The organism is Mycobacterium sp. GA-2829 (genome assembly GCF_001499965.1).
In the GTDB taxonomy this organism is placed as follows: Bacteria; Actinomycetota; Actinomycetes; order Mycobacteriales; family Mycobacteriaceae; genus Mycobacterium.
Genome location: NZ_LQIT01000054.1, coordinates 1 through 20,392, shown reverse-complemented (window position 1 = coordinate 20,392; position 20,392 = coordinate 1). Strand labels below are relative to the sequence as shown.

The window sequence follows — 20,392 nt, the reverse complement described above, 5'->3', positions numbered from 1 at the left end:
TCCGCCGCTGACACCGGGTGCCGTAATCGACGCAGGTCGGCGACTCCGCAACGATTTCGCGTGACGCAGTCGGCGATCAGCCCGCGATTCGTACCGAAACCGCTGGAAGACCGCCGGAAGCGCACCACGTCCGCGCGCACCTATCCGGCCCTGACCAGCGAGTTCGATAGACGACCGCGCATGGCACCCGAGACGCCACACCAGGATCCGCGCGAATTTTCGCGATTCCGGCGAATCGCGCGGGTGTCCGCGCGGCGACGATGCCAACGCGCGATGTCACGGTCTCAGCAAACTACCGCCTCGGCCATGGCGCTGGTCAGAGGCCGAACGGTCACGGACGCCCCGCTCATTGCCGTTATTCACTTGGAATTGTTTATCGACAATGGCGATATACGAATTACGATCGCGATTCGCGGCGGCTGATTTCAATAATGTTGTTTGCTCGACTAGGCGTTGCGAATGGACGCAAATACCGCAGCGGCTTCAGCTCGCCCGCGCCGCGGATCGGCACCGTGCGCGTACCGCACACCGCGACAGTCGAGGCGCAGCACACACACGAGCGCCGACCAGCGCCGATGCCGGTACGCACCGCTCCCGGGCGGCCCTCGGGTCTTGCCGCTTGCAAGGGATTTCGCGGAGCCACGCCGATATCGTGTGATATCTCGTGTGGGCGTTCGGTATTCGATACCGGATCTCCGGACACCCAGTTCGGCGACACGGAGCATTTGACGCGGGCGTCGACCGTGCCTGCTACTCAGCGGTACTCCGAACGGCCGAAGGTTAGTCCGAGAAGTTGGAAATTGACGGCGGCGGTAACCGTGCTCCGCTGCAGGACCGGGCCCTCGTCCAGCAACACCTCAGCCCCGTCACAGGCAGTTGCTGTACAGCGCCCGACGCGGTATCGGAGCAGGTCACAGGAAGTCTGCGTTCGTAAAGACCATTGCGACGTCTTCGACGATTCGTCGCGAGAAGCCCCGCTTTGGGCGATCATCGACAGGTCGACATCCAGGGGGACTACATGGACATTGCCACCACACAGATCGCGACGATTCCGTCGGCGGTCGAGACGCTCTTCATCTTCCCGCACGCCGGCGGTTCAGCGGGTGGGTACAAGCCGTTCGCACGCGCGTTCTCGATCGACGCCAGGCGGATCGCAGTGCAGTACCCGGGGCGAGTGGGCGGCCACGACGTCCCCGACCTGGCGAGCATCACCGCACTCGCCGATGACATCTATCCGCTGCTCCGGTCGAAGATCACCGGGTCCCGGGTCGCGTTCTTCGGGCACAGCATGGGGGGCCTCCTTGCCTTCGACATCGCCCGCCGGCTGGAGCAGGACGGCGATCCCGTTGCGGCCCTGTTTGTTTCGGCGTCTCCGGCGCCTGGACACGGCGGCTACGAACAGCTGCACCAAGGCTCCGACGATGAACTGCTCGAGATGGTCGCGGCGATGACCGGTACCGACACCCGGTTCGTCGGCGGCCGCTTCGGTGCCACGGTGCTCAAGACGCTGCGGAACTACGGGGCGATCACGAGCTACAGCTGCCCGCCGGGCACCACAGTGTCCTGCCCGATCTACGCCTACGCCGCAGCCGACGACGCGGCCGTGAGCTACGACAGCATGCGTGCCTGGTCGCAGTTCACCTCCTCGGAGTTCGCGCTGCGCACCGTGGCAGGCGACCACTTCTTCATCACCGACGACGTCGCGGAGATCGTCACCGACATCGAGGCGCGGATCACCGACCGCCACGCACGAGTCCCGGACCTGGAAAGGAGGTGAGGCGATGGTCGTGAACCGCGATGCCGAGAAAGACCTCGGCCTCGTGTTGTCGTACCTGACCGGCCGCAAGCTCACGCTCGACGAAGTGCTCGCGGCGGTCGGGATGTCCCGGTCGACCTACTACGACCGGCTGGGTAAAGGCACGCTCACGACAACCGACACCCTGCTCCGGGCCGCCAAGAGCCTTCACCTCAACCCGGTCGACCTGCTGATCCGCTACGGCCGCATCGCACCGAACGACGTGGCGGACTACCTGGAGGGCGAAGAGCACCCTTTTGGCCTGACGACGGCGACATCCACCACACCGGTGCGTCAGCCTGAGCGCACCCGTCGCCGTCGTCGGACCTCGATCTCCGGCCTCACGCCGCGCCCCGACGCACCACCCCTCTAGGGGTCAGGCGAAGGCCTCGATGGGCGGGCAGGAGCACACCAGGTTCCGGTCGCCGTAGGCGCCGTCGATCCGGCGGACCGGCGGCCACACCTTCGGACGGAAACCCTTACCGAGCGGATAGGCCGCCTGTTCGCGGGTGTACGGGTGATTCCACTCGTCGACCAGCAGCGACTCCGCGGTGTGCGGGGCACCGCGCAACGGGTTGTCGTCCACCGGCCATTCACCCGAACCCACCCGGTCGATCTCGGCGCGGATCGCGATCATCGCCGCGCAGAACGCGTCGACCTCGGCGAGCGACTCGCTCTCGGTCGGCTCGACCATCAACGTCCCGGCGACCGGGAAGCTCATCGTCGGCGCGTGGAACCCGAAGTCCGCCAGACGTTTTGCGACGTCGTCGACGGTGACGCCGGTCTGCTTGGTGATCGGCCGCAGGTCCAGGATGCACTCGTGGGCCACCATGCCGTTCTCACCCGTGTAGAGCACCGGGTAGTACTCATCGAGGCGGCGGGCCACGTAGTTCGCCGACGCGATCGCCGTCAGCGACGCCGCACGCAGACCCGGGGCACCCATCATGCGGATGTACATCCAGGTGATCGGCAGGATCGAGGCCGACCCGTACGGCGCGGCCGAGACGGTGTAGTCGTCCCCCAGTTCCGCGGCGAGGGGGTGTCCGGGCAGGTACGGCGCCAGGTGCTCGCGCACCGCCACCGGGCCGACGCCGGGACCGCCGCCGCCGTGCGGGATGCAGAAGGTCTTGTGCAGGTTGAGGTGGCTGACGTCGCCGCCGAACCGGCCCGGGCGGGCCAGGCCGACCAGCGCGTTGAGGTTCGCACCGTCGACGTAGACCTGCCCACCCGCATCGTGCACCGCCGCGCAGATGTCGGCGACGTCGTGTTCGTAGACGCCGTGGGTCGACGGGTAGGTGATCATCAGTGCGGCCAACCGGTCAGCGTGCTCGGTCACCTTGGCGCGCAGATCGTCCAGGTCGACGTCCCCGTTGGCCCGGCACGCCACCACGACCACCCGCATCCCCGCCAGCGCCGCCGAGGCCGCGTTCGTGCCGTGGGCGCTCGACGGGATCAGGCACACGTTGCGCTCGGGTGCGCCGTTGGCCTCGTGGTAGGCCTTGATCGCCAGCAGGCCGGCGTACTCGCCCTGCGATCCGGCGTTGGGCTGCAACGAGATCTGGTCATAGCCGGTGATACCCGTCAACCAGGTCTGCAGATCGGCGACCAGTCTGCGCAGGCCGGGAGCGTCGGAGGCCGGGGCGAACGGATGCTGCCTGGCGAACTCGGGCCAGGTGATCGGCTCCATCTCGGCGGCGGCATTGAGTTTCATCGTGCACGACCCCAGCGGGATCATGCTGCGGTCCAGCGCGATGTCCTTGTCGGCTAGCGACCGCAGATACCGCATCATCTCGGTCTCGGTCCGGTACCGGGTGAAGGCCGGATGGGTCAGGAATCCGCTTGTGCGCGTGGCGATCTCGGGGCCGGTGAAGGGCTGCCCGCCGCGGGTGGCGCCGAACGCGGAGAGCACGGCCGCGACGTGGTCGGCGGTGGTGGCCTCGTCGCAGGCCACCGACACCAGATCGGCGTCGACCTGCCAGATGTTGATGCCGTGCGATTTCGCGGCGTCGCGGATCTCGGCGGCCCGGCCCGGGACGCGGGCCAGCACGGTGTCGAAGAACGCGTCGTGCACCACCTCGACGCCGGCCTCGGCGAGCCCGGTCGCGACGGCGCGGGCATGGCCGTGGACACGGCGGGCGATCGACGCCAGGCCCTCGGCGCCGTGATAGCTCGCGTACATCGCCGCCATCACGGCCAGCAGCACCTGCGCGGTGCAGATGTTGCTGGTCGCCTTGTCTCGGCGGATGTGCTGCTCACGGGTCTGCAGCGCGAGCCGGTAGGCGGGCGATCCGTCGGCGTCGACCGACACCCCGACCAGGCGGCCGGGCAGCTGGCGGGCGTGCTTGGTGTGCACGGCCAGGTAGCCGGCGTGCGGACCGCCGAAGCCCATCGGCACGCCGAAACGCTGCGTGGTCCCGAACGCGACGTCGGCGCCGAACTCCCCCGGCGGGGTGATCAGGGTCAAGGCGAGCAGGTCCGCGCCGACGGCGACCAGTGCGCCGCGCTCGTGGGCCTGTTCGACCAGCGCCGCCCAGTCGACGAGCACACCGCTGGCACCCGGCAGCTGGACCACGGCTCCGAAGAAGTCGCCCTCGGGCAGACCCTTCGTCAGGTCGGCGGTGACGATCTCGATGCCCAGCGGGCGGGCGCGGGTGGCCAGCACGGCCAGGGTCTGCGGGTACAGATCCGCGTCGACGGCCAGCCGGGTGGACTTGCTGCGGCCGGCGCGCTGCATGAGCGTCATGGCCTCGGCCGCGGCGGTGGCCTCGTCGAGCATCGAGGCGCCTGCGACGTCGAGTCCGGTCAGATCCGACACCATGGTCTGGAAGTTCAGCAGCGCCTCGAGGCGGCCCTGGCTGATCTCGGGCTGGTACGGCGTGTAGGCGGTGTACCAGGCCGGGTTCTCGAGGATGTTGCGGCGCAGCACCGGCGGGGTGAGCGTGTCGAAGTAGCCCTGGCCGATCATCGACACCGCGACGGTGTTCGATTCCGCCAGCGCGCGCAGTTCGGTGAGCGCCTCGGTCTCGGATGCGGGGGCGGGCAGCACCTCGAGGCCGGGGGCGACCCCGTCGGCCGAGAGGGCGTCGAGGATGTTCGCGGGCAGGGCCTTCGCGGCGAGGTCGTCGAGCGTCGGCACCCCCATCGTGTCGAGCATGACCGCGACGGCGTCGGAGTCGGGACCGATGTGCCGGTCGGCGAATCGGGGCTGATGAGAATCGAGCACGGGTGAGATCTCCTACCGGGCGCAGAACCGCTGGACGATCCCTCTCCCTCTGTCGTCGACCCGGCCGGGCGCCTGAGAGATTCGGTCGCGGTCGTGCCGGTCGGGCACCGCGCCTTTCCCCATGGGCGGGTGGACCGCTGTGTCCACCGCTTTCCAGAGGCATCGAGGCCGTCCGCGGTCCTGGGTGCCTGAGAGGTTGACGGAGAGGTGTTGCTCCTTCGGCGCCCGTGACTGGCGGTCACGGAGCTCTCCCGCACACGGGCGATGCGCACACCAGTTTAGCGGGTGGCTAGCCGATCTTGCGGTCGCGGTGTTTGCGCCGGGACGCCAACTCGTCCTCGGGGGCGGCGATCGACTCACCGCCGTCGGCGCGCTCACCCGGGAAGTCCGCGATCGCCCCGGTCAGCTCGCGCATCGCACCGGAGACCGCGATGCCGAACACGCCCTGACCGCCCTGCAGGAGGTCGACGACCTCTTCGGCGGAGGTGCACTCGTAGACGGTGGTGCCGTCGGAGAACAGCGTGATGTTGGCCAGATCGCTGACCCCGCGCTGACGCAGGTGGTCGACCGCGACGCGGATGTTGTGCAGCGAGATCCCGGTGTCCAGCAGACGCTTGACGATCTTGAGGACCAGGATGTCCTTGAACGAGTACAGCCGCTGGCTACCCGAACCGGCCGCACCGCGGATCGACGGCACCACCAGCGAGGTGCGGGCCCAGTAGTCCAACTGCCGGTAGGTGATACCGGCGATCTGGCACGCGCTCGGCCCGCGGTAGCCCACGAGCTCGTCGGGAACGGAGTCGTCGGGGAACAGCCCACCCTGAACGGGTTCGCTCGGAGCCCGGGTGACCGGCTCAGGCGCACGCTCGGTCGACAGATCCAGCTCTCCCTGACGTGGCGTGTCGCCCACTCTCGAATCCTCTCGCCGATCGAACTCGCCCGCTATCACCCTGCCGCGACGTGCAGATCAGTGCTGTCGTACGCCAGCTCGATTGTGTCCGAGCATACGCGTCCGGCCGGGCCCTGACTGCCTGTCGCCTCCAAAGTATGTCCGTCAGATCGGTCCTCGGCGGACACACGACCCGCGTGTCGGCAGCGTGAGACGCTTCCGTGACACACACGTGTCCGGATACAGGTTTCAGGTCGCCTTGAAGTCGTCCGGGGACACGCTGTCGAGGAACTCCTTGAACTTCTCGACCTCGTCCTCGCGGACCGCGCCCGCGGCTTCTTCGTCGTTCTCGTCGGGGATCAGCAGCCCGGCCTCGGCCAGCACCGCCTCCTCGACGTAGATCGGCACGCCGACGCGCAAGGCGATCGCCACCGAATCCGACGGCCGCGCAGACACCTTGATGTCGCGGTCGAAGATCAGATCGGCGTAGAAGGTGCCCTCCTGCAGGTCGACGATGCGGACCTCCTTGAGGGAGTGACCGAGGGCGGCGATGACGTCCCGGATCAGATCGTGGGTCAGCGGGCGCGCCGGTTCGACGCCCTGCTGTTCCAGCGCGATCGCGGCCGCCTCGGACTGGCCGATCCAGATCGGCAGGTAGCGGTCCCCGTTGGATTCGCGCAGCAGCAGCACCGGCTGGTTCTGGGGCTGCTCCACGCGAATGCCGACCACACGAACCTCAGCCATCTGTGTCTGCCCTTTCGCACCAGTGTGCTTGTCGTTCTTCGGTGCTGCGTGTCAATCGCACGGCCGTGACCATGCCCTGACGTGACGAACGAATCCGTCGTTGCGAGTCTAATCCTCAGCGATCCAGTACGTCGCGTACGGCTGATTTGATCAACGACGTATGCAGGGTGATGGCCAGTGCCGCCACTTCCCGGGCCAGGTCGTCGGCCCGGTCACGGGCGCCGGTGGTGCCGGCCTTGCCCACCGGGCCCGCGATCTGGGCGATCAGGTCCGATTGGCGGTCGGCCGCCGACCGGAACGCCCGCAGGTGCCGGGGTTCGACGCCGTAGTCGGCGAGGGCGCGCGCGCACTGGGCGATCACCACGGAGTGCTCGTCGAAGAAGATCCCGCCGCCCGCCTTCGCCGACGGGGTGATCACGCCGGCCTTGAGCAGCGCGGCCAGCAGTTCCTCGCCGATCCCGGACCGCTCGAGCAGATCTTCGCGGCTGAGCCGGATCTGGGTGGGCGCGACGCTGGCCACCGCGGCGGCGCCCTCGGCGGGTGCACCGACGGGAACCAGCCGAGGCGCCGGGTAGGCCCCCGCACGAGCAACGGCCGACGACGGCAACTCACCGTCGGGCTGCGCGTCGAGCTGGGCCTTGATCACCTTGAGCGGCAGGTACTGATCGCGTTGCGCGGTCAGGATGAACCGCAGCCGCGCGCAGTCGTAGGCGGTGAACCGCCGGTAACCCGATGCGGTGCGCTCCGGGGTGACCAGACCTTCAGCCTCCAGGAACCGGATCTTGGAGATCGTCACGTCCGGGAAGTCCGGTCGCAACAGATCCAGGACCGCCCCGATGGACATCCCGGGGATCGCGGTGCTGTCGGGCTGGCTCATTTAGTCTTCGCGCGAGCACTCATCGGCCACCTAGCTGCTCGGGCCGTTCGCGTCGGTGCTGGGCCCGGTCAGGAACACCAGGCGGAACTTGCCGATCTGCACCTCGTCGCCGTTGGACAGCACGGCCGAGTCCACCGGTTCGCGGTTGACGTAGGTGCCGTTGAGGCTGCCCACGTCGACGACCTGGAACTCGCCGCTCTCGAGCCGGAACTCGGCGTGGCGACGGCTGACGGTGACGTCGTCGAGGAAGATGTCGCTGTCCGGGTGGCGGCCCGCCGACGTCGTCGGCTGGTCGAGCAGGAACCGCGACCCCGCGTTCGGGCCGCGCTTGACGACCAGAAGCGCCGAACCGACCGGCAGACCCTCGACACCGGAGACCGCACTCTCCGACCCCGCCGAGGGCGGTGCGTCGAGCTCGTTGAGGAAGTCCGCCCGGAATACCGAGGTGGTCTCGACGGTGACTTCCTCAGACGTCTGGTCGCCCCCAGAGTTGGTGTCTTTCTCCGTCACCCGCTGCTCCTCACTGGCTGCTGTGGCGATATCCGGCCGATGTCCAGCCGTCGTGTCACGTCGACCGTACCGCGCAGTGGACGCCGTTGTGTCCACCACCGCCGGATCCGCCCCTCGTTGATTTCACTCGGTCGAAGATGGTCGAACCGTCGTTCAGCACCCTAACAAGAACTACTCGGTCACCACGCCACGGTAGGCCTCCGCGTCGAGCAGACCGCCCAGCGCGGCTTCCATGTCGTCGGCGTCGATCGCCAGGTCCACCAGCCAGCCCTCGCCGTACGGGTCGGAGTTGACCAGATCGGGGCTGCCCTCCAGATTCGCGTTCACGGCAACCACTTTCGCGCTGACCGGCGCGTAGAGGTCCGACACCGACTTGGTGGACTCCACCTCGCCGAACGTGTCTCCCGAGGTGAGTTCGGCGCCGACGTCGGGCAGCTGAACGAACACCACGTCGCCGAGGGCGGCCTGCGCGTAGTCGGTGATGCCGACGCGGACGGTGTCCTCACCCGTGCGGAGCACCCACTCGTGTTCTTCGGTGTAGTACAGCTCGGTCGGGATCTCGCTCACAGGACTCCTCTGCGTACGGCACCGGCCACGCGGCCGGCGCGCTATTTGACTGGCTGAGCGTATTGGCGGTCTTTCGGTTGCCGCAAGGCGGTCACGTCAACGCGCTCGGCCTGTTGCAGTTCCATCGTGCCGCCCACGCGTTCGATGCTGTCCACCGCCCCGCCCGGGATGTTCATCGCGGCGGCCAGCGTCGGTGGATCACCAATGGCGACAACGGTGTAACTGGGGCTCAGCGTGGTCCCGTCGACGTTGAGCGCACCCGGGCCGCCGAGGATCCAGGTGTCCACGCCGGTGCGGACGGCGGCCGGTTGCCCGCCGTTGCCGCGGCCGCGGATCTCGATGGCCTCCGCACCCGCGGCGCGTAACTCGTTGACCACGTCGAGCATCGTCTCCGGCGGCACCCCCGGCGTGGTGTCGGTGATGGTGAGGACCACACCGGAACCCGTCGCGCCGACCGCACCGATCAGGATCGACAGCGCCGCGAGCCGCGCCTGCGCGTTCTCGATGGCCGCCTGGTCGTCGCTCCCCGACGCCGCGAGCTGTTCGAGCGTCCGGCGCAGATCGGTGACCTCGGTGTTGAGCGCGGCCTCGCGCTGCTGCAGCGAGTCCAGCAGCACGAGCAGGTCGGCGGGCCGCGCGGTCTCCAGGGAATCGCCGGATTCGTTCTCGCGGACCTGGGTCACGATCGCCACGCCGAGCAGTACACACAGCAGCGCCCCCAGCGCGCCGAACAGCAGCTGGGACCGGTTGCGGGGCACCAGGTCGCGGATCGACCGCCGCGCCGTGTCCGGCGGCAGTTCGTGGCGACCGTGGTGGTCGGCGTGGTGGTCAGGTGTGTCGGCCATGATCAGGCGCCGAACAGTCTGCGCCGCAGGGCGGCGGCGTTGCCGAAGATGCGGATGCCGAGGACGACGATGATCGCCGTCGACAACTGGGTGCCCACCCCCAACTGGTCCCCCACGTACACGATGAGCGCGGCGACGAGCACGTTGAACACGAACGACACCACGAACACCTTGGAGTCGAAGATGTGCTCGAGGTAGGCGCGCAGACCGCCGAATACGGCGTCCAGCGCGGCGACGACCGCGATGGGCAGATAGGGCTCGACGAAGTCCGGCACGCTCGGCCGGAACACCAGGCCTAAGACGATGCCGACGAGGAGCGCCGCGATTCCGATCATCTGGCTCCGATCTGTTGGGCGAAGTTGACCTCCCGCACCGAACCGGCAGGCAGGGTGAGCGCGTCGGCGGTGCTGACGGAAACCCCCACGCCGTAGGAGGTTTCGAGTAGACGCAACCGCTGCAGCCCCGCGCTGCGGTCGAAGCCGTCGGCCATGCCCTTGGGCGGGCCCACGGCCTGCAGCAGGTAGGGACTGCTGATGGGCTGATTGTCGACGAGGATGCCGCCGCCCGCCTGCCGGATGGTGACGTTGGGGCCGATGCGCACACCGCCGACCGCGATCGCTTCGGCGCCGCTGACCCACAGCGAGTTGACGACCAGCTGCAGATCCCGGTCGAGGATCACCTGACGACTGCCCGCCACGCGCTGTTTGGAGACGTCGGACAGGTCGTTGGACAGCCCCGGATCGGTCACGGTGACCGTCAGACCGGGCCCGATCACCGGTGTGGCGGCCGCGGCGACGTCGGCGACGTCGAGGTCGGCCAACAGCTGCCTGCCCCTGGCGTCGCCCTCCAGACGACTGCGGCGTTCGGTGGCGACCTGCGCGGTCAGCGCGTCGCGCTGGGCGGTGAGTTGGTCGTCGGTCGCCTCGGCCGCCCGCACGCTGCCCGCGAGCACCTGCTGCGCCTCCCGGTTGGCGGGTGCGGCAATCTGCGCCTGCGCGGCGGCCAACCCGAGCACCGTGGCGACCAGGACGGCGGCGGCCACCTGCCAGCCCCATTCGACGACCCGCGGCCTGCGGTCACCGTCGCCGCGCGCCTCGGCGGCGGCCCGGTAACCCGGGTCGAGGTGTTCGGACAGCAGTGAGCGCAGCAGCGACGGCACAGGGATGCGCTGCGGCGCCGAGGCGTCGTGGTGGCCCCGCCGGGCCTCGGTGTCGAATCCCCCGAGGGCCCGGCGCACGTCACTCGACTCAGCCACCGGCCCCGACTTTCGGCAACCGCTGGGCGACCATCCGCACCTGCACCAGGTAGAGCACCCCCGACCACAGGTAGAGCGCCATCCCCCAGACCAGGAACGCCCAGCCGCAGGCCAGCACCACCCGGCTCCATTGCGCGTCCCACTGGCCGAGCAGCACCAGCGGGAAACCGGACATCAGCGCGAACGTCGCGGCCTTGCCCAGATAGGTGACCGGCAGCGCGGCCAGCCCGCGGCTGCGCAGCAGCGGCAGGGTGGCGGCCAGTACGAGGTCGCGGCCCAGCAGCGTCACCACGAACCACCACGGGACGCTGCCGTGGGCGGCCAGCGCCAACGGCACGGTCACCATGTAGATGCGGTCGACGAGCGGGTCGAGCAACTCCCCCAGCCGCGACGACTGGTTCTCGACCAGCCGGGCGATCTTGCCGTCGGCCCAGTCGGAGAAGCCGCTGAACATCAGCACGGCCACCGCCCAAGCGTTGGCGTGGGCGCCGAACAGCAGCCACAGGAACACCGGGACGAGGATCAGGCGCACCACCGACAGCGCGTTGGGCACGGTCAACACGCGGTCCCGCTCCCCCGACGCAGAGGCGTCCATGCCGGTAAACCTAGCGGAACACCCCTGGCAGGCTCAGCGCCGCCATCGTGTCGTCGGCCAACGGGTTGTCGTGAACCATGTAGGTCCACGTGGAGGTGGGTCGCGCCAGCTTGGACAGATCCACACCCACTTCGCCGTCGAGCGACGGTGCGGTCTCGAACGTCTGCTGGGCCGCCTCGATGGCGTCGGCGGCCAGCGAGGCGAACGCGTCGACGGCCATCCGGTGGAACTCGTCGAGCGGATTCTGCCTGCCGAGTGCGCGCAGGTGGATGCTCTCGCGGATGTCGGCCAAATAGGCCAGGTGTTCACACCAGCCGCGGTCGAGGTGGTAGAGCATGATCAGCCGGCAGACCTCGGTCAGCCGCTCCTCGGACATGTCCTTCGCCAGCTCCTCGTACCGTTTCGGCGAGAGCTCGGCGAGTTCCTCGCGCGCGGTGTCGGTGCGCAGCAAGGTGTCTCGGCGTTCGACGATGATCGCGCGCTGCTGGGCGGTGAGCTGGTTGTAGCGCCAGGTGTTGGCGTGCACGTCGAGCAGCCTGCCCTCGGCCACCCGCTGGGCGTGGTCGAGCAGCTGGGCGGCCTTGTCGGTGACCACGCGGCCGTTCTCGTCGGCCTGCATCGGGCGCTTGTTCGGTTCGAGGTGGGCCTGGACCAGTTCGTCCTCCCAGCTCGAGAAGAACACCGACGATCCCGGGTCGCCCTGACGGCCCGCCCGACCCCGCAGCTGGTTGTCCAGCCGCTGGGTGTTGTGCCTGCCGGTGCCGACGACGTGCAGACCGCCGAGTTCGACGACCTTCTTGTGTTCGGCACCCTCGTCGTCGGCGTCGGAACCGCCGAGCCGGATGTCGGTGCCGCGCCCGGCCATCTGGGTCGACACGGTCACCGCGCCCAGCTTGCCCGCCTCGGCGATGACGCGGGCCTCCTCGGCGTCGTTCTTCGCGTTGAGCACCACCGCCGGCACGCGGCGTTTGAGCAGCTTCTCGTGCAGCTCCTCGGACTCCGCGACGTCGTGGGTGCCGACGAGCACCGGCTGACCGGTTTTGTGGACCTCTTCGATGTGCTCGATGATCGCGTCGATCTTGGCCGCCGCGGTGACGTAGACCCGGTCGGATTCGTCCTCGCGGATGTTCGGCTTGTTCGGCTCGATCGGCGAGACGCCCAGCTTGTAGAACTGGCGCAGCTGCTCACCGGCGGCCAGCGCGGTACCGGTCATCCCGCACACCGTCGGGTACCGGTTGATCAGCGCCTGCACGGTGATGGTGTCGAGCACCTCGCCGGTCTCGGTGGTGGCGATGCCCTCCTTGGCCTCCACGGCCGCCTGCAGACCGTCGGGCCAGCGCTGCAGCTGGGCGATGCGGCCGCGCGAGGCGTTGATGAGGTGGACGGCGTCGTCGCGGACGATGTAGTGCACGTCGCGCTGGAGCAGCACGTGGGCGTGCAGCGCGACGTTCACCTCCGTCAGCGTCGTGCCGACGTGGTCCTCGGAGTACAGGTCGATACCGCCGAGCTTGGCCTCCAGCTTGCGGGCGCCCTCCTCGGTGAGGTGCACGTTGCGGCTGTCGGAATCGGTGTCGTAGTCACGGCCGGGGGTCAGCTCGCCCACCATGCGGATCAGCTCGACCCGAGGGGTCTCGCGGTGGCTGGTGCCTGCGAGCACCAGCGGGACCAGCGCCTCGTCGACGAGCACCGAGTCCGCCTCGTCGATCAGCGCGACGTCGGGGTTGGGCGACACCAGATCGTCGACGGTGGTGACCAGCTGATCGCGCAGGACGTCGAACCCGATCTCGTTGACCGAGGCATAGGTGACGTCGCAGGTGTAGGCCTTGCGGCGCTGCTCGGCGGTCGACTCGCCGGTGATCCACCCGACCGACAGGCCGAGCGCCTCGATGAGCGGGCCCATCCACTCGGCGTCGCGGCGGGCGAGGTAGTCGTTGATCGTGATGACGTGCACGCGGCGTCCGGCGAGCGCGTAACCGGCCGCGGCGATCGCCCCGGATAGCGTCTTGCCTTCACCGGTGGCCATCTCGACGACGTCGCCCGCCATCATCCGCAGCGCGCCGAGCAGCTGTACGTCGAACGGGCGCAGCCCGGTGGCGCGTTCGGCGGCTTCCCGCGCGATCGCGAGGAACTGCGGGATGTCCGACGCCTCGGACAGATCCTCGAGGCGTAGTAGTTCGGCGGCCTTGGTCAGCTGGGCGTCGTCGAGGTCGGCGGCCTTCTTCTCGAACTCGGCCGAGGCCTGGACCTGTGCCAGCGACTTGCTCTGGTTCTTCTCGGTGTTCGCGCCGAGCAGCTTCCAGAACTTGCCGCTCAGGCGGCCGGAGGTACGTGGTGTCGTCTTGGGCACACGCTTACGGTACGCGGAAGTCGACGGTGACCGAATCACCCACCGGTACGAAACCCAACCGCTGGTAGACCCGGTTGCTGGTCGGGTTGCCGATGTCGGCGAACAGGACCACCTGGTCGGCGCCCGCGGCCAGCGCCCACCGGCAGGCCGCGGCCGTCACCGCCGCCCCGTACCCCCGCCCGCGGACCTCGGGCGCGGTGTAGACCGGACCGATCCGCGACACGCCGACGGTCGGTCGCCGCACCCCCGCCATGGCGACCGGCGCACCGCCCGCACTCCACAGCAGGAACGCATTGCCGACCGACCGCGCCGAGTCGAGCGTGGCCTGCGCTCTGGTCCGGTCGGGCGTGTGTCCGAAGGCTTCGACGGCGAACGCGCACTGATACTCGACGAGGGCCGGATCGTCCGACCTACGCGCCACGCGGTGGGTCCCGGGCACGCCGGTCGGCGCGGTCAGCGTTCCCAGCCGGTAGAGCCGTTCGACGTCGGTGCGCGCCCTCGAGGCCCCGGTGGCCGCGCACCACTGCGCGGCGAACTCGTCGGCGAATCCACGCGGACCGCGCACCCCCGGCAACGTCATCCCGGCGCCGACCATCTCGCCGACGACGGCCGCGGTCGGCGCGGCGTGCAGGCCGCCGCACAGCAGCGGCAGCGGCGGGGTGCGCATCGCGGCGCCCAGCAGTTCGTCGCCGTCCCACACCGTGAGCAGTATCGGGTCGTCGTCGGCGGGCATCCGTTCGCGCAGGACCGAGAGTTCGATCGTGTGCACCATCGGCCGGCGCGCGTACCAGGACGACGCCGACGACACGAAGCCGTCGACGTCCGGGTGGAAGCGCAGTCGCATGCCTCCAGGATGGCGGCACACGGAAGCTCATGAAAGCCCACCGGGCGGCGTCCTGCACGACATACTCATCGCTGTGTCCGACACCGTGAACACCCAGGTCCTGATCGCCGGCGCCGGTCCCGTCGGGCTCACCGCGGCGGTGGAACTGGCGCGAAGGGGCGTCGACTCCATCGTGGTCGACCCGTTGCCGGAGCCCCCGCTCTACGCGAAAGCCGTTGGCGTGCAACCCCGTACGCTCGAGGTGTTCGAGAACATGGGGGTGCTGCGCGCGGTCCTCGACGCGGGAACCGAGATGCGAGGCCAGTGCGTCTACGTCAACGGCGAACCGGTGAGGCGGCTGGATCTCTCACTGCCCGCGACGGTTCCGTTCCGGTTCCTCTGCATCCCCCAATACGAGACCGAGCGGATCTTGCGCGAGGAACTCGCGGCGCGCGGAGGGACGATTCAACGCGGCTGGCGGCTGACCGGGTTCGTCCAGGACGACGACGGGGTGACCGCGGCGGTGTCCGGCGACGGACAGGATCGCACGATCCGCGCCCAGTATCTGATCGGCGCCGACGGAGCGCACAGCGTCGTGCGGAAGACCCTCGGGCTGACCTTCGAGGGTGCGGCGTTCGAGGAGCAGTACATGCTCGGCGACGTCGAGGTGGACTGGACCCAGCCGCCCGGCTACGCGATCCGATCCATGCACCAGACCGACGGCGTCACCGACGATGTGCTGGTCTGCATCCCGCTGCCCGGCCGCAACCGGTACCGGATGTCGATGCTGGTGCCCGACGAGTTGTCCACCGCCGCCCACGGCGGGGTGGAGCACGGGTTCGAAGGCGGGCGGGCCCCGGAGTTGTCCCACATCCAGGCCGTCCTCGACCGGTTGTCGCCACAACCCACGACGGCGACGAATCTGCGGTGGTCGTCGGTGTTCCGGATCAGCCACCGGATCGTCGACTCGTACGGGCGCGGGCGGGTGTTCGTCGCGGGCGACGCCGCCCATATCCACCCGCCCACCGGGGCGCAGGGGATGAACACCGGTATCCAGGATGCCCACAACCTCGCCTGGAAGCTGGCGCTCGCCGTATCCGGTCGCGCCGCGCCCGCCCTGCTCGACAGCTACGACGCCGAACGGCGGCCGGTCGGCGAGGAAGTCGTCGGGCGCACGGTGCGCAGCGCCCGCCAGGGCATCGGCGCCGATTCCGACGACCTCGACCACGTGATGCTGCGGGAGGCCCAACTGCTCATCACCTACTCCGACAGCCCGATCGTCGCATCGGCGGGTGAAGTGCCCGAACCACTTCCGGGCGGCCGCGCACCCGACGCGTCCGGGTTGACGCGGGCCGCGGTGTCCGCACCGCTGCGGCTGTTCACACTGCTCGGCGTCAACCACACGGTGCTGTTCTACGCCGACGGCGACGCCTCGGCCGCCGATGTGGCGCACTTCGAGAAGGCGGCCGAATCTGCCGCCGCCATCGCACGCGGGGCGCTCGACGTCTACCTCGTCGCCGCACCGAGCGCGGAGGTGGACGGCACGGTGCTGCCGGTGTTGCGGGACGAGGACGGCGATTTCGCGCGCAGCTACTCGACGGCGGGTACGTCGGTGTTCGTCATCCGGCCCGACGGGTATCTCGGTTTCACCGCCCACCGGCTCGATGTCGCGGCGCTCGAGGGCTTCCTGCACAACACCTTCGGCTGAGCGGCGATGTTTCGACCGTCGATCGACTGGGGCACCGAACTCCTGCACTCGACGGTGTGGGTACTCACCTGTTTCGCCGTCGCGGCGCCGTGTCTGCTGCTCGCGCTGGGCGCGGTGGGCCGGTACACCGAGTGGGGCAGGCAGTTCTGGCGGATCACCGGCCCGTATTTCACCGGGCGACAGAGCATCCCCGTGTGGGCACAGCTCGCGGCGTTGCTGGTCTCCTCAATCGTGCTGGTGCGGATCAGCGTGCTGCTCAGCTACTACGCCAACGATCTGTTCACCTCCCTGCAGGTGGCGTTCGAGGGCGGCCCGGACGACAGCGGTGAGCAGGGTTTCTGGGCGACGATGCTGGTGTTCGTCGTGCTGGCGTTCTGTTTCGTGGTGCGCCTGCTGGCCGACCTGTACCTCACCCAGCGGTTCATCATGCGGTGGCGGATCTGGTTGAGCCGCAGACTCATCGACGACTGGCTCGGCCAGCACGCCTACTACCGCGGCCGCTTCTCGCGGCAACCGATCGACAACCCGGATCAGCGGATCCAGCAGGACATCGACGTGTTCACCACCGGTGTCGGCAGGCAGACGAACAACCCCGCCTACACCTCCGAACGGGTGCTGCTGTTCGGCGCGGTGCAGGCCGCGTTGTCCACGGGCGCATTCGGGGTGATCCTGTGGCAGTTGTCGGGTCCGCTGACGCTGTTCGGGGTCACGCTGCCGCGGGCGTTGTTCTGGATCGTGCTGGCGTATGTCGCAGTGGTGACCTACGTCGCGGTCGTGGTGGGCCGTCCGCTCATCCGGCTGAGCTATCTCGACGAGGTCCGCAACGCCGGTTTCCGGTACGCGCTGGTGCGGATGCGCGACGCCGCCGCGGCGGTCGGGATGTACCGCGGCGAGCGGGCCGAACGATCCGTGCTCTACGGCAGGCTCACCGCGGTGATGGCGAACTACCGTAACTGGCTCAACCGCACGCTGTTGTTCATCGGGTGGAACGTGTCGATGAGTCAGGCGATCAACCCGTTGCCGTTCGTCGTACAGGCGCAGCGGTTGTTCGCCGGGCAGATCACGTTCGGCGGGGTCATGCAGTCGGCCACCGCGTTCGGCGTCATCCACGACTCACTGTCGTTCTTCCGCAACGCCTATGACGAGTTCGCCGGGTACCGGGCGGCGACCATCCGCCTGCGCGGCCTGGTGACCGAGAATGCCCGCGCGCGCACACGGCGAGGTGTCACCACCGCACCCGCGCCGGACGGGACGCTGCGCGTCGAGGCGCTCGCCGTCCGGGCTCCCGACGGGCGCGTGCTGGTCGACGGTCTCGATCTGACCGTGCCCGCCGGGGATGCGCTGCTCATCCGCGGACCGTCGGGGGTGGGCAAGACGGTGCTGCTGCAGAGTGCCGCGGGCCTGTGGCCGTTCGCCGCGGGGCGGGTGGAGTTGCCGGAGGCGATGTTCGTCCCGCAACTGCCGTATCTGCCCCTCGGCGACCTGCGCGCGGTGGCGTCGTATCCGCAACACGACGGCGCGGCCTCCGACCGGGAGATCCAGCAGGCGCTGACCGATGTGGCGCTGTCGCATCTGGTGATCCGGCTGGGTGAGGTGCGGGACTGGAGTCAGACGCTGTCGGTCGGCGAGCAGCAGCGCATCGCATTCGCCCGGATCCTGCTGGCCCGGCCGGCAGTGGTGTTCCTCGACGAGTCGACCTCGGCGCTGGACGAGGGCCTGGAGGCGATGCTGTATGCCCTGCTCCGCTCGCGGCTACCCGGGACCACCGTCGTGAGTGTCAGCCATCGCGAGACCGTCGAGCGGTTCCACCGCCACTCGCTGGAGCTGGCCGGCGACGGTGAGTGGCGGCTGACCCGACTCGCCGCGACCCGTTGAGCGTCCCGACCGGCTCCGGCCAGGACGTCGCGGTACCTTGCCCGAATGGAAATGTTCACCCCGACGCTCGACTGGGGCAGTGAGCTGTGGACGTCGCTGGCCTGGATCGCGAAAGCCTGGGTCGCCGCTGCCGTCGCCACGTTGGTGGTCCTCGCCCTGATCGTCCGATTCACCACCTGGGGCAAGCAGTTCTGGCGCGTCACCCGCGGCTACTTCGTCGGCCCCGACAGTGTGGTGGTGTGGGCCTGGCTGGGCGTGCTGCTGCTGTCGGTCATGGTCGGCGTGCGCCTGTCGGTGCTGTTCACCTATCAGGGCAGCGACATGCTGACCAGTTTCCAGGTCATCGCGTCGGGTGTCGGAGCCGGTGACAATGCGCTCAAAGAGTCAGGCCGGGACGGCTTTTGGATGTCGATGGGCATCTTCGGCGTCCTCGCGGTGCTCAACGTCGCGCAGATCATGCTCGACCTGTATCTGGCACAGCGGTTCATGCTCCGGTGGCGCAACTGGCTGACCGATCAGCTCACCGGTGACTGGCTCGACCGGAAGGCCTACTACCGAGCGCGGTTCATCGACGACACGATCGACAACCCGGATCAGCGCATCCAGGCCGACATCGACATCTTCACCGCGGGCGTCGGGTCCTTACCCAACACACCGAACAACACCTCGACCGCCACGCTCGTGTTCGGGGCCATCTCCTCGATCACGTCGATGTACGCATTCACTGCGATCCTGTGGAACCTCTCCGGCCCAGTGACGTTGCCGCTGATCGGTGTTGAGCTCCCCAAGGCGATGTTCTGGATCGGCATCGTCTACATCATGCTGGCCACCGTGGTCGCGTTCTGGATCGGCCGACCGATCATCACGCTGTCGTTCAACAACGAGAAATTCAACGCGGTCTTCCGGTACGCACTGGTGCGGCTGCGGGACGCGTCTGAAGCCGTGGCGTTCTACCGCGGCGAGATCGCCGAGCGCACCGGGCTGCGACGCCGCTTCGCGCCTGTGGTGTCCAACTACAGGAAGTACATCAACCGGATGGCGAAGTTCCTGGGCTGGAACCTCTCGGTGAGCCAGGGCCAGGAACTCATCCCGTACATCGTCCAATTCAGCAGGTTCTACAACGGCGAGATCACCCTGGGCCAGCTGAACCAGACGGGTAGCGCATTCCGCGAGATCCTGACCGGGCTGTCGTTCTTCCGTAACGCCTACGACCAGTTCGCCGGGTACCGGGCGGCGATCATCCGTCTGCACGGTCTGGTCACCGCGAACGACGAGGCCCGCGCCCTCCCGACGCTGGATGTCGCCGGTTCGGCAGACAGCGGGGTCCATCTCGACGACGTGGAGGTCCGCACGCCGGCGGGTAAGCAACTGATCAATCCGCTCGACCTGGATCTCGAGCCCGGCGACCGCCTGGTGATCACCGGCCCGTCGGGCAGCGGTAAGACGACGTTGCTGCGAAGCCTCGGCAGTCTGTGGCCGTACGCGTCGGGGACGCTGAAGTACCCGGCCGACGAGAACGCCACGATGTTCCTGTCCCAGATGCCGTACGTGCCCCTCGGCGATCTGCGCGCCGTGGTGTCGTACCCGCTGCAGAGCGGCACGGTGACCGACGAGCAGCTCCGTGAGGTCTTGACCAAGGTCGCGCTGCCGCATCTGGCGGATCGGCTCGACGAGGAGAAGGACTGGGCGAAGGTGCTGTCCCCGGGTGAGCAGCAGCGCGTGGCGTTCGCGCGGATTCTGCTCACCAAGCCGAAGGCGGTGTTCCTCGACGAGTCCACCTCCGCCCTGGACGAGGGGTTGGAGTTGACCCTGTACCGGTTGGTGCGCGACGAGCTGCCGGACACGATCCTGGTCAGCGTGAGCCACCGCAGCACAGTCGAGCAGCACCACACCCGGCAGCTGAAGTTGCTCGGCGACGGTCAATGGGAGCTCGAGGCGATCGGCGCGGGTAGGCCCAGCTAGTCAGGGGTTGTCCCCAGCGGCGCGTTCATCCACAGGCGCGACTTCTGGCGTAGTGGCGTGTCGGTGGTCAATGCCACAATCGAAAGCATGTTCGGAGATCTCTCGGATGCGGCCGTGGCGGCGGCGATCGAGGAGACCACGCGCGCCGAGGCGATCGCCGCGGCCAGGCGCTCGGCGTTGGTGGCCGAGCTGGCCGGCCGACGCCGTGTCGACGCCGACGACGAGGAACGCCAGCGATGGGTGGTCGACCCGTGGGCGGCCACCGCCGCCGAGATCAGCGCCGCCATGGGGATCAGCCCCCGCGCCGCGTCCACGCAGATGTGCATCGCGCTGGCACTGCGTGACCGGCTCCCGAAAGTGGCCGCCCTGTACGCCCA

Annotated in this window: 19 protein-coding genes and 1 riboswitch; of the genes, 7 read left to right on the top strand and 12 right to left on the bottom strand. The window is 68.8% G+C overall.

Annotated elements, in window-relative coordinates; all coding sequences use genetic code 11:
- Positions 1-60: 60 nt before the first annotated feature.
- The 3 genes from AU194_RS32000 (at position 61) to AU194_RS25580 (ending at position 2,168) form a co-directional block, all read left to right on the top strand.
- The gene (locus AU194_RS32000) at positions 61-423 is read left to right on the top strand and encodes a hypothetical protein (protein WP_157576540.1); all 363 of its coding nucleotides are present in this window, start codon (positions 61-63) and stop codon (positions 421-423) included.
- A 556-nt stretch (positions 424-979) separates the two neighbouring features.
- Positions 980-1,777 carry a thioesterase II family protein gene (locus AU194_RS25585; RefSeq protein WP_231743579.1) on the top strand — a complete coding sequence of 266 codons (798 nt, stop codon included), beginning with the start codon at positions 980-982 and terminating at the stop codon, positions 1,775-1,777.
- A 4-nt stretch (positions 1,778-1,781) separates the two neighbouring features.
- A complete protein-coding gene (locus tag AU194_RS25580) occupies positions 1,782-2,168 on the top strand; it encodes a hypothetical protein (protein WP_059092078.1) in 387 nt (128 codons plus the stop codon).
- Between the two features lie 3 nt (positions 2,169-2,171).
- Here AU194_RS25580 and gcvP read toward each other — a convergent pair whose 3' ends face one another.
- The 12 genes from gcvP to AU194_RS25520 form a co-directional block, all read right to left on the bottom strand.
- Entirely contained in the window at positions 2,172-5,018 is a 2,847-nt protein-coding gene (gene gcvP / locus AU194_RS25575; protein WP_059092077.1) for an aminomethyl-transferring glycine dehydrogenase, read from the bottom strand.
- A gap of 165 nt (positions 5,019-5,183) precedes the next feature.
- Positions 5,184-5,282, bottom strand: a riboswitch (glycine riboswitch).
- Between the two features lie 25 nt (positions 5,283-5,307).
- On the bottom strand, positions 5,308-5,928 hold the full coding sequence (locus tag AU194_RS25570; protein WP_059092076.1) for a MerR family transcriptional regulator: 621 nt from the start codon (positions 5,926-5,928) through the stop codon (positions 5,308-5,310).
- Between the two features lie 228 nt (positions 5,929-6,156).
- Positions 6,157-6,651, bottom strand: coding sequence for a bifunctional nuclease family protein (locus tag AU194_RS25565; protein WP_011560235.1), 495 nt, complete (start codon positions 6,649-6,651; stop codon positions 6,157-6,159).
- Between the two features lie 115 nt (positions 6,652-6,766).
- Positions 6,767-7,528 (bottom strand): MerR family transcriptional regulator, encoded by a 762-nt coding sequence (locus tag AU194_RS25560; RefSeq protein WP_059092075.1) that lies wholly within the window; start codon positions 7,526-7,528, stop codon positions 6,767-6,769.
- A 30-nt stretch (positions 7,529-7,558) separates the two neighbouring features.
- Entirely contained in the window at positions 7,559-8,038 is a 480-nt protein-coding gene (gene garA / locus AU194_RS25555) for a glycogen accumulation regulator GarA (RefSeq protein WP_059092074.1), read from the bottom strand.
- A gap of 171 nt (positions 8,039-8,209) precedes the next feature.
- On the bottom strand, positions 8,210-8,605 hold the full coding sequence (gene gcvH / locus AU194_RS25550) for a glycine cleavage system protein GcvH (RefSeq protein WP_059092073.1): 396 nt from the start codon (positions 8,603-8,605) through the stop codon (positions 8,210-8,212).
- Positions 8,606-8,646: 41 nt separating this feature from the next.
- The gene (locus AU194_RS25545; protein WP_059092072.1) at positions 8,647-9,450 is read right to left on the bottom strand and encodes a DUF881 domain-containing protein; all 804 of its coding nucleotides are present in this window, start codon (positions 9,448-9,450) and stop codon (positions 8,647-8,649) included.
- A 2-nt stretch (positions 9,451-9,452) separates the two neighbouring features.
- Positions 9,453-9,785, bottom strand: coding sequence for a small basic family protein (locus AU194_RS25540; protein ID WP_059092071.1), 333 nt, complete (start codon positions 9,783-9,785; stop codon positions 9,453-9,455).
- Positions 9,782-10,705, bottom strand: coding sequence for a DUF881 domain-containing protein (locus AU194_RS25535; protein WP_059092070.1), 924 nt, complete (start codon positions 10,703-10,705; stop codon positions 9,782-9,784). The genes AU194_RS25540 and AU194_RS25535 overlap by 4 nt, the downstream gene beginning before the upstream one ends.
- Positions 10,698-11,300, bottom strand: a complete 603-nt coding sequence (locus AU194_RS25530) for a CDP-alcohol phosphatidyltransferase family protein (RefSeq protein ID WP_059092069.1) — start codon at positions 11,298-11,300, stop codon at positions 10,698-10,700. Before AU194_RS25530 ends, AU194_RS25535 begins: the two co-directional genes overlap by 8 nt.
- A 10-nt stretch (positions 11,301-11,310) precedes the next feature.
- Positions 11,311-13,647, bottom strand: a complete 2,337-nt coding sequence (secA2, locus tag AU194_RS25525) for an accessory Sec system translocase SecA2 (protein WP_059092068.1) — start codon at positions 13,645-13,647, stop codon at positions 11,311-11,313.
- A gap of 4 nt (positions 13,648-13,651) precedes the next feature.
- Positions 13,652-14,491, bottom strand: coding sequence for a GNAT family N-acetyltransferase (locus tag AU194_RS25520; RefSeq protein ID WP_059092067.1), 840 nt, complete (start codon positions 14,489-14,491; stop codon positions 13,652-13,654).
- A gap of 73 nt (positions 14,492-14,564) precedes the next feature.
- On the opposite strand from AU194_RS25520, the gene AU194_RS25515 reads away from it, so the two are divergent.
- From AU194_RS25515 to AU194_RS25500, 4 genes are all read left to right on the top strand, one after another.
- Positions 14,565-16,178 carry an FAD-dependent monooxygenase gene (locus tag AU194_RS25515; protein WP_059092066.1) on the top strand — a complete coding sequence of 538 codons (1,614 nt, stop codon included), beginning with the start codon at positions 14,565-14,567 and terminating at the stop codon, positions 16,176-16,178.
- A 6-nt stretch (positions 16,179-16,184) separates the two neighbouring features.
- Positions 16,185-18,053, top strand: coding sequence for an ABC transporter ATP-binding protein/permease (locus AU194_RS25510; RefSeq protein ID WP_059092065.1), 1,869 nt, complete (start codon positions 16,185-16,187; stop codon positions 18,051-18,053).
- Positions 18,054-18,098: 45 nt separating this feature from the next.
- Entirely contained in the window at positions 18,099-20,015 is a 1,917-nt protein-coding gene (locus AU194_RS25505) for an ABC transporter ATP-binding protein/permease (protein WP_059092064.1), read from the top strand.
- Between the two features lie 87 nt (positions 20,016-20,102).
- The coding region (locus tag AU194_RS25500) for a DUF222 domain-containing protein (RefSeq protein WP_157576538.1) at positions 20,103-20,392 on the top strand (290 nt) is incomplete at its 3' end.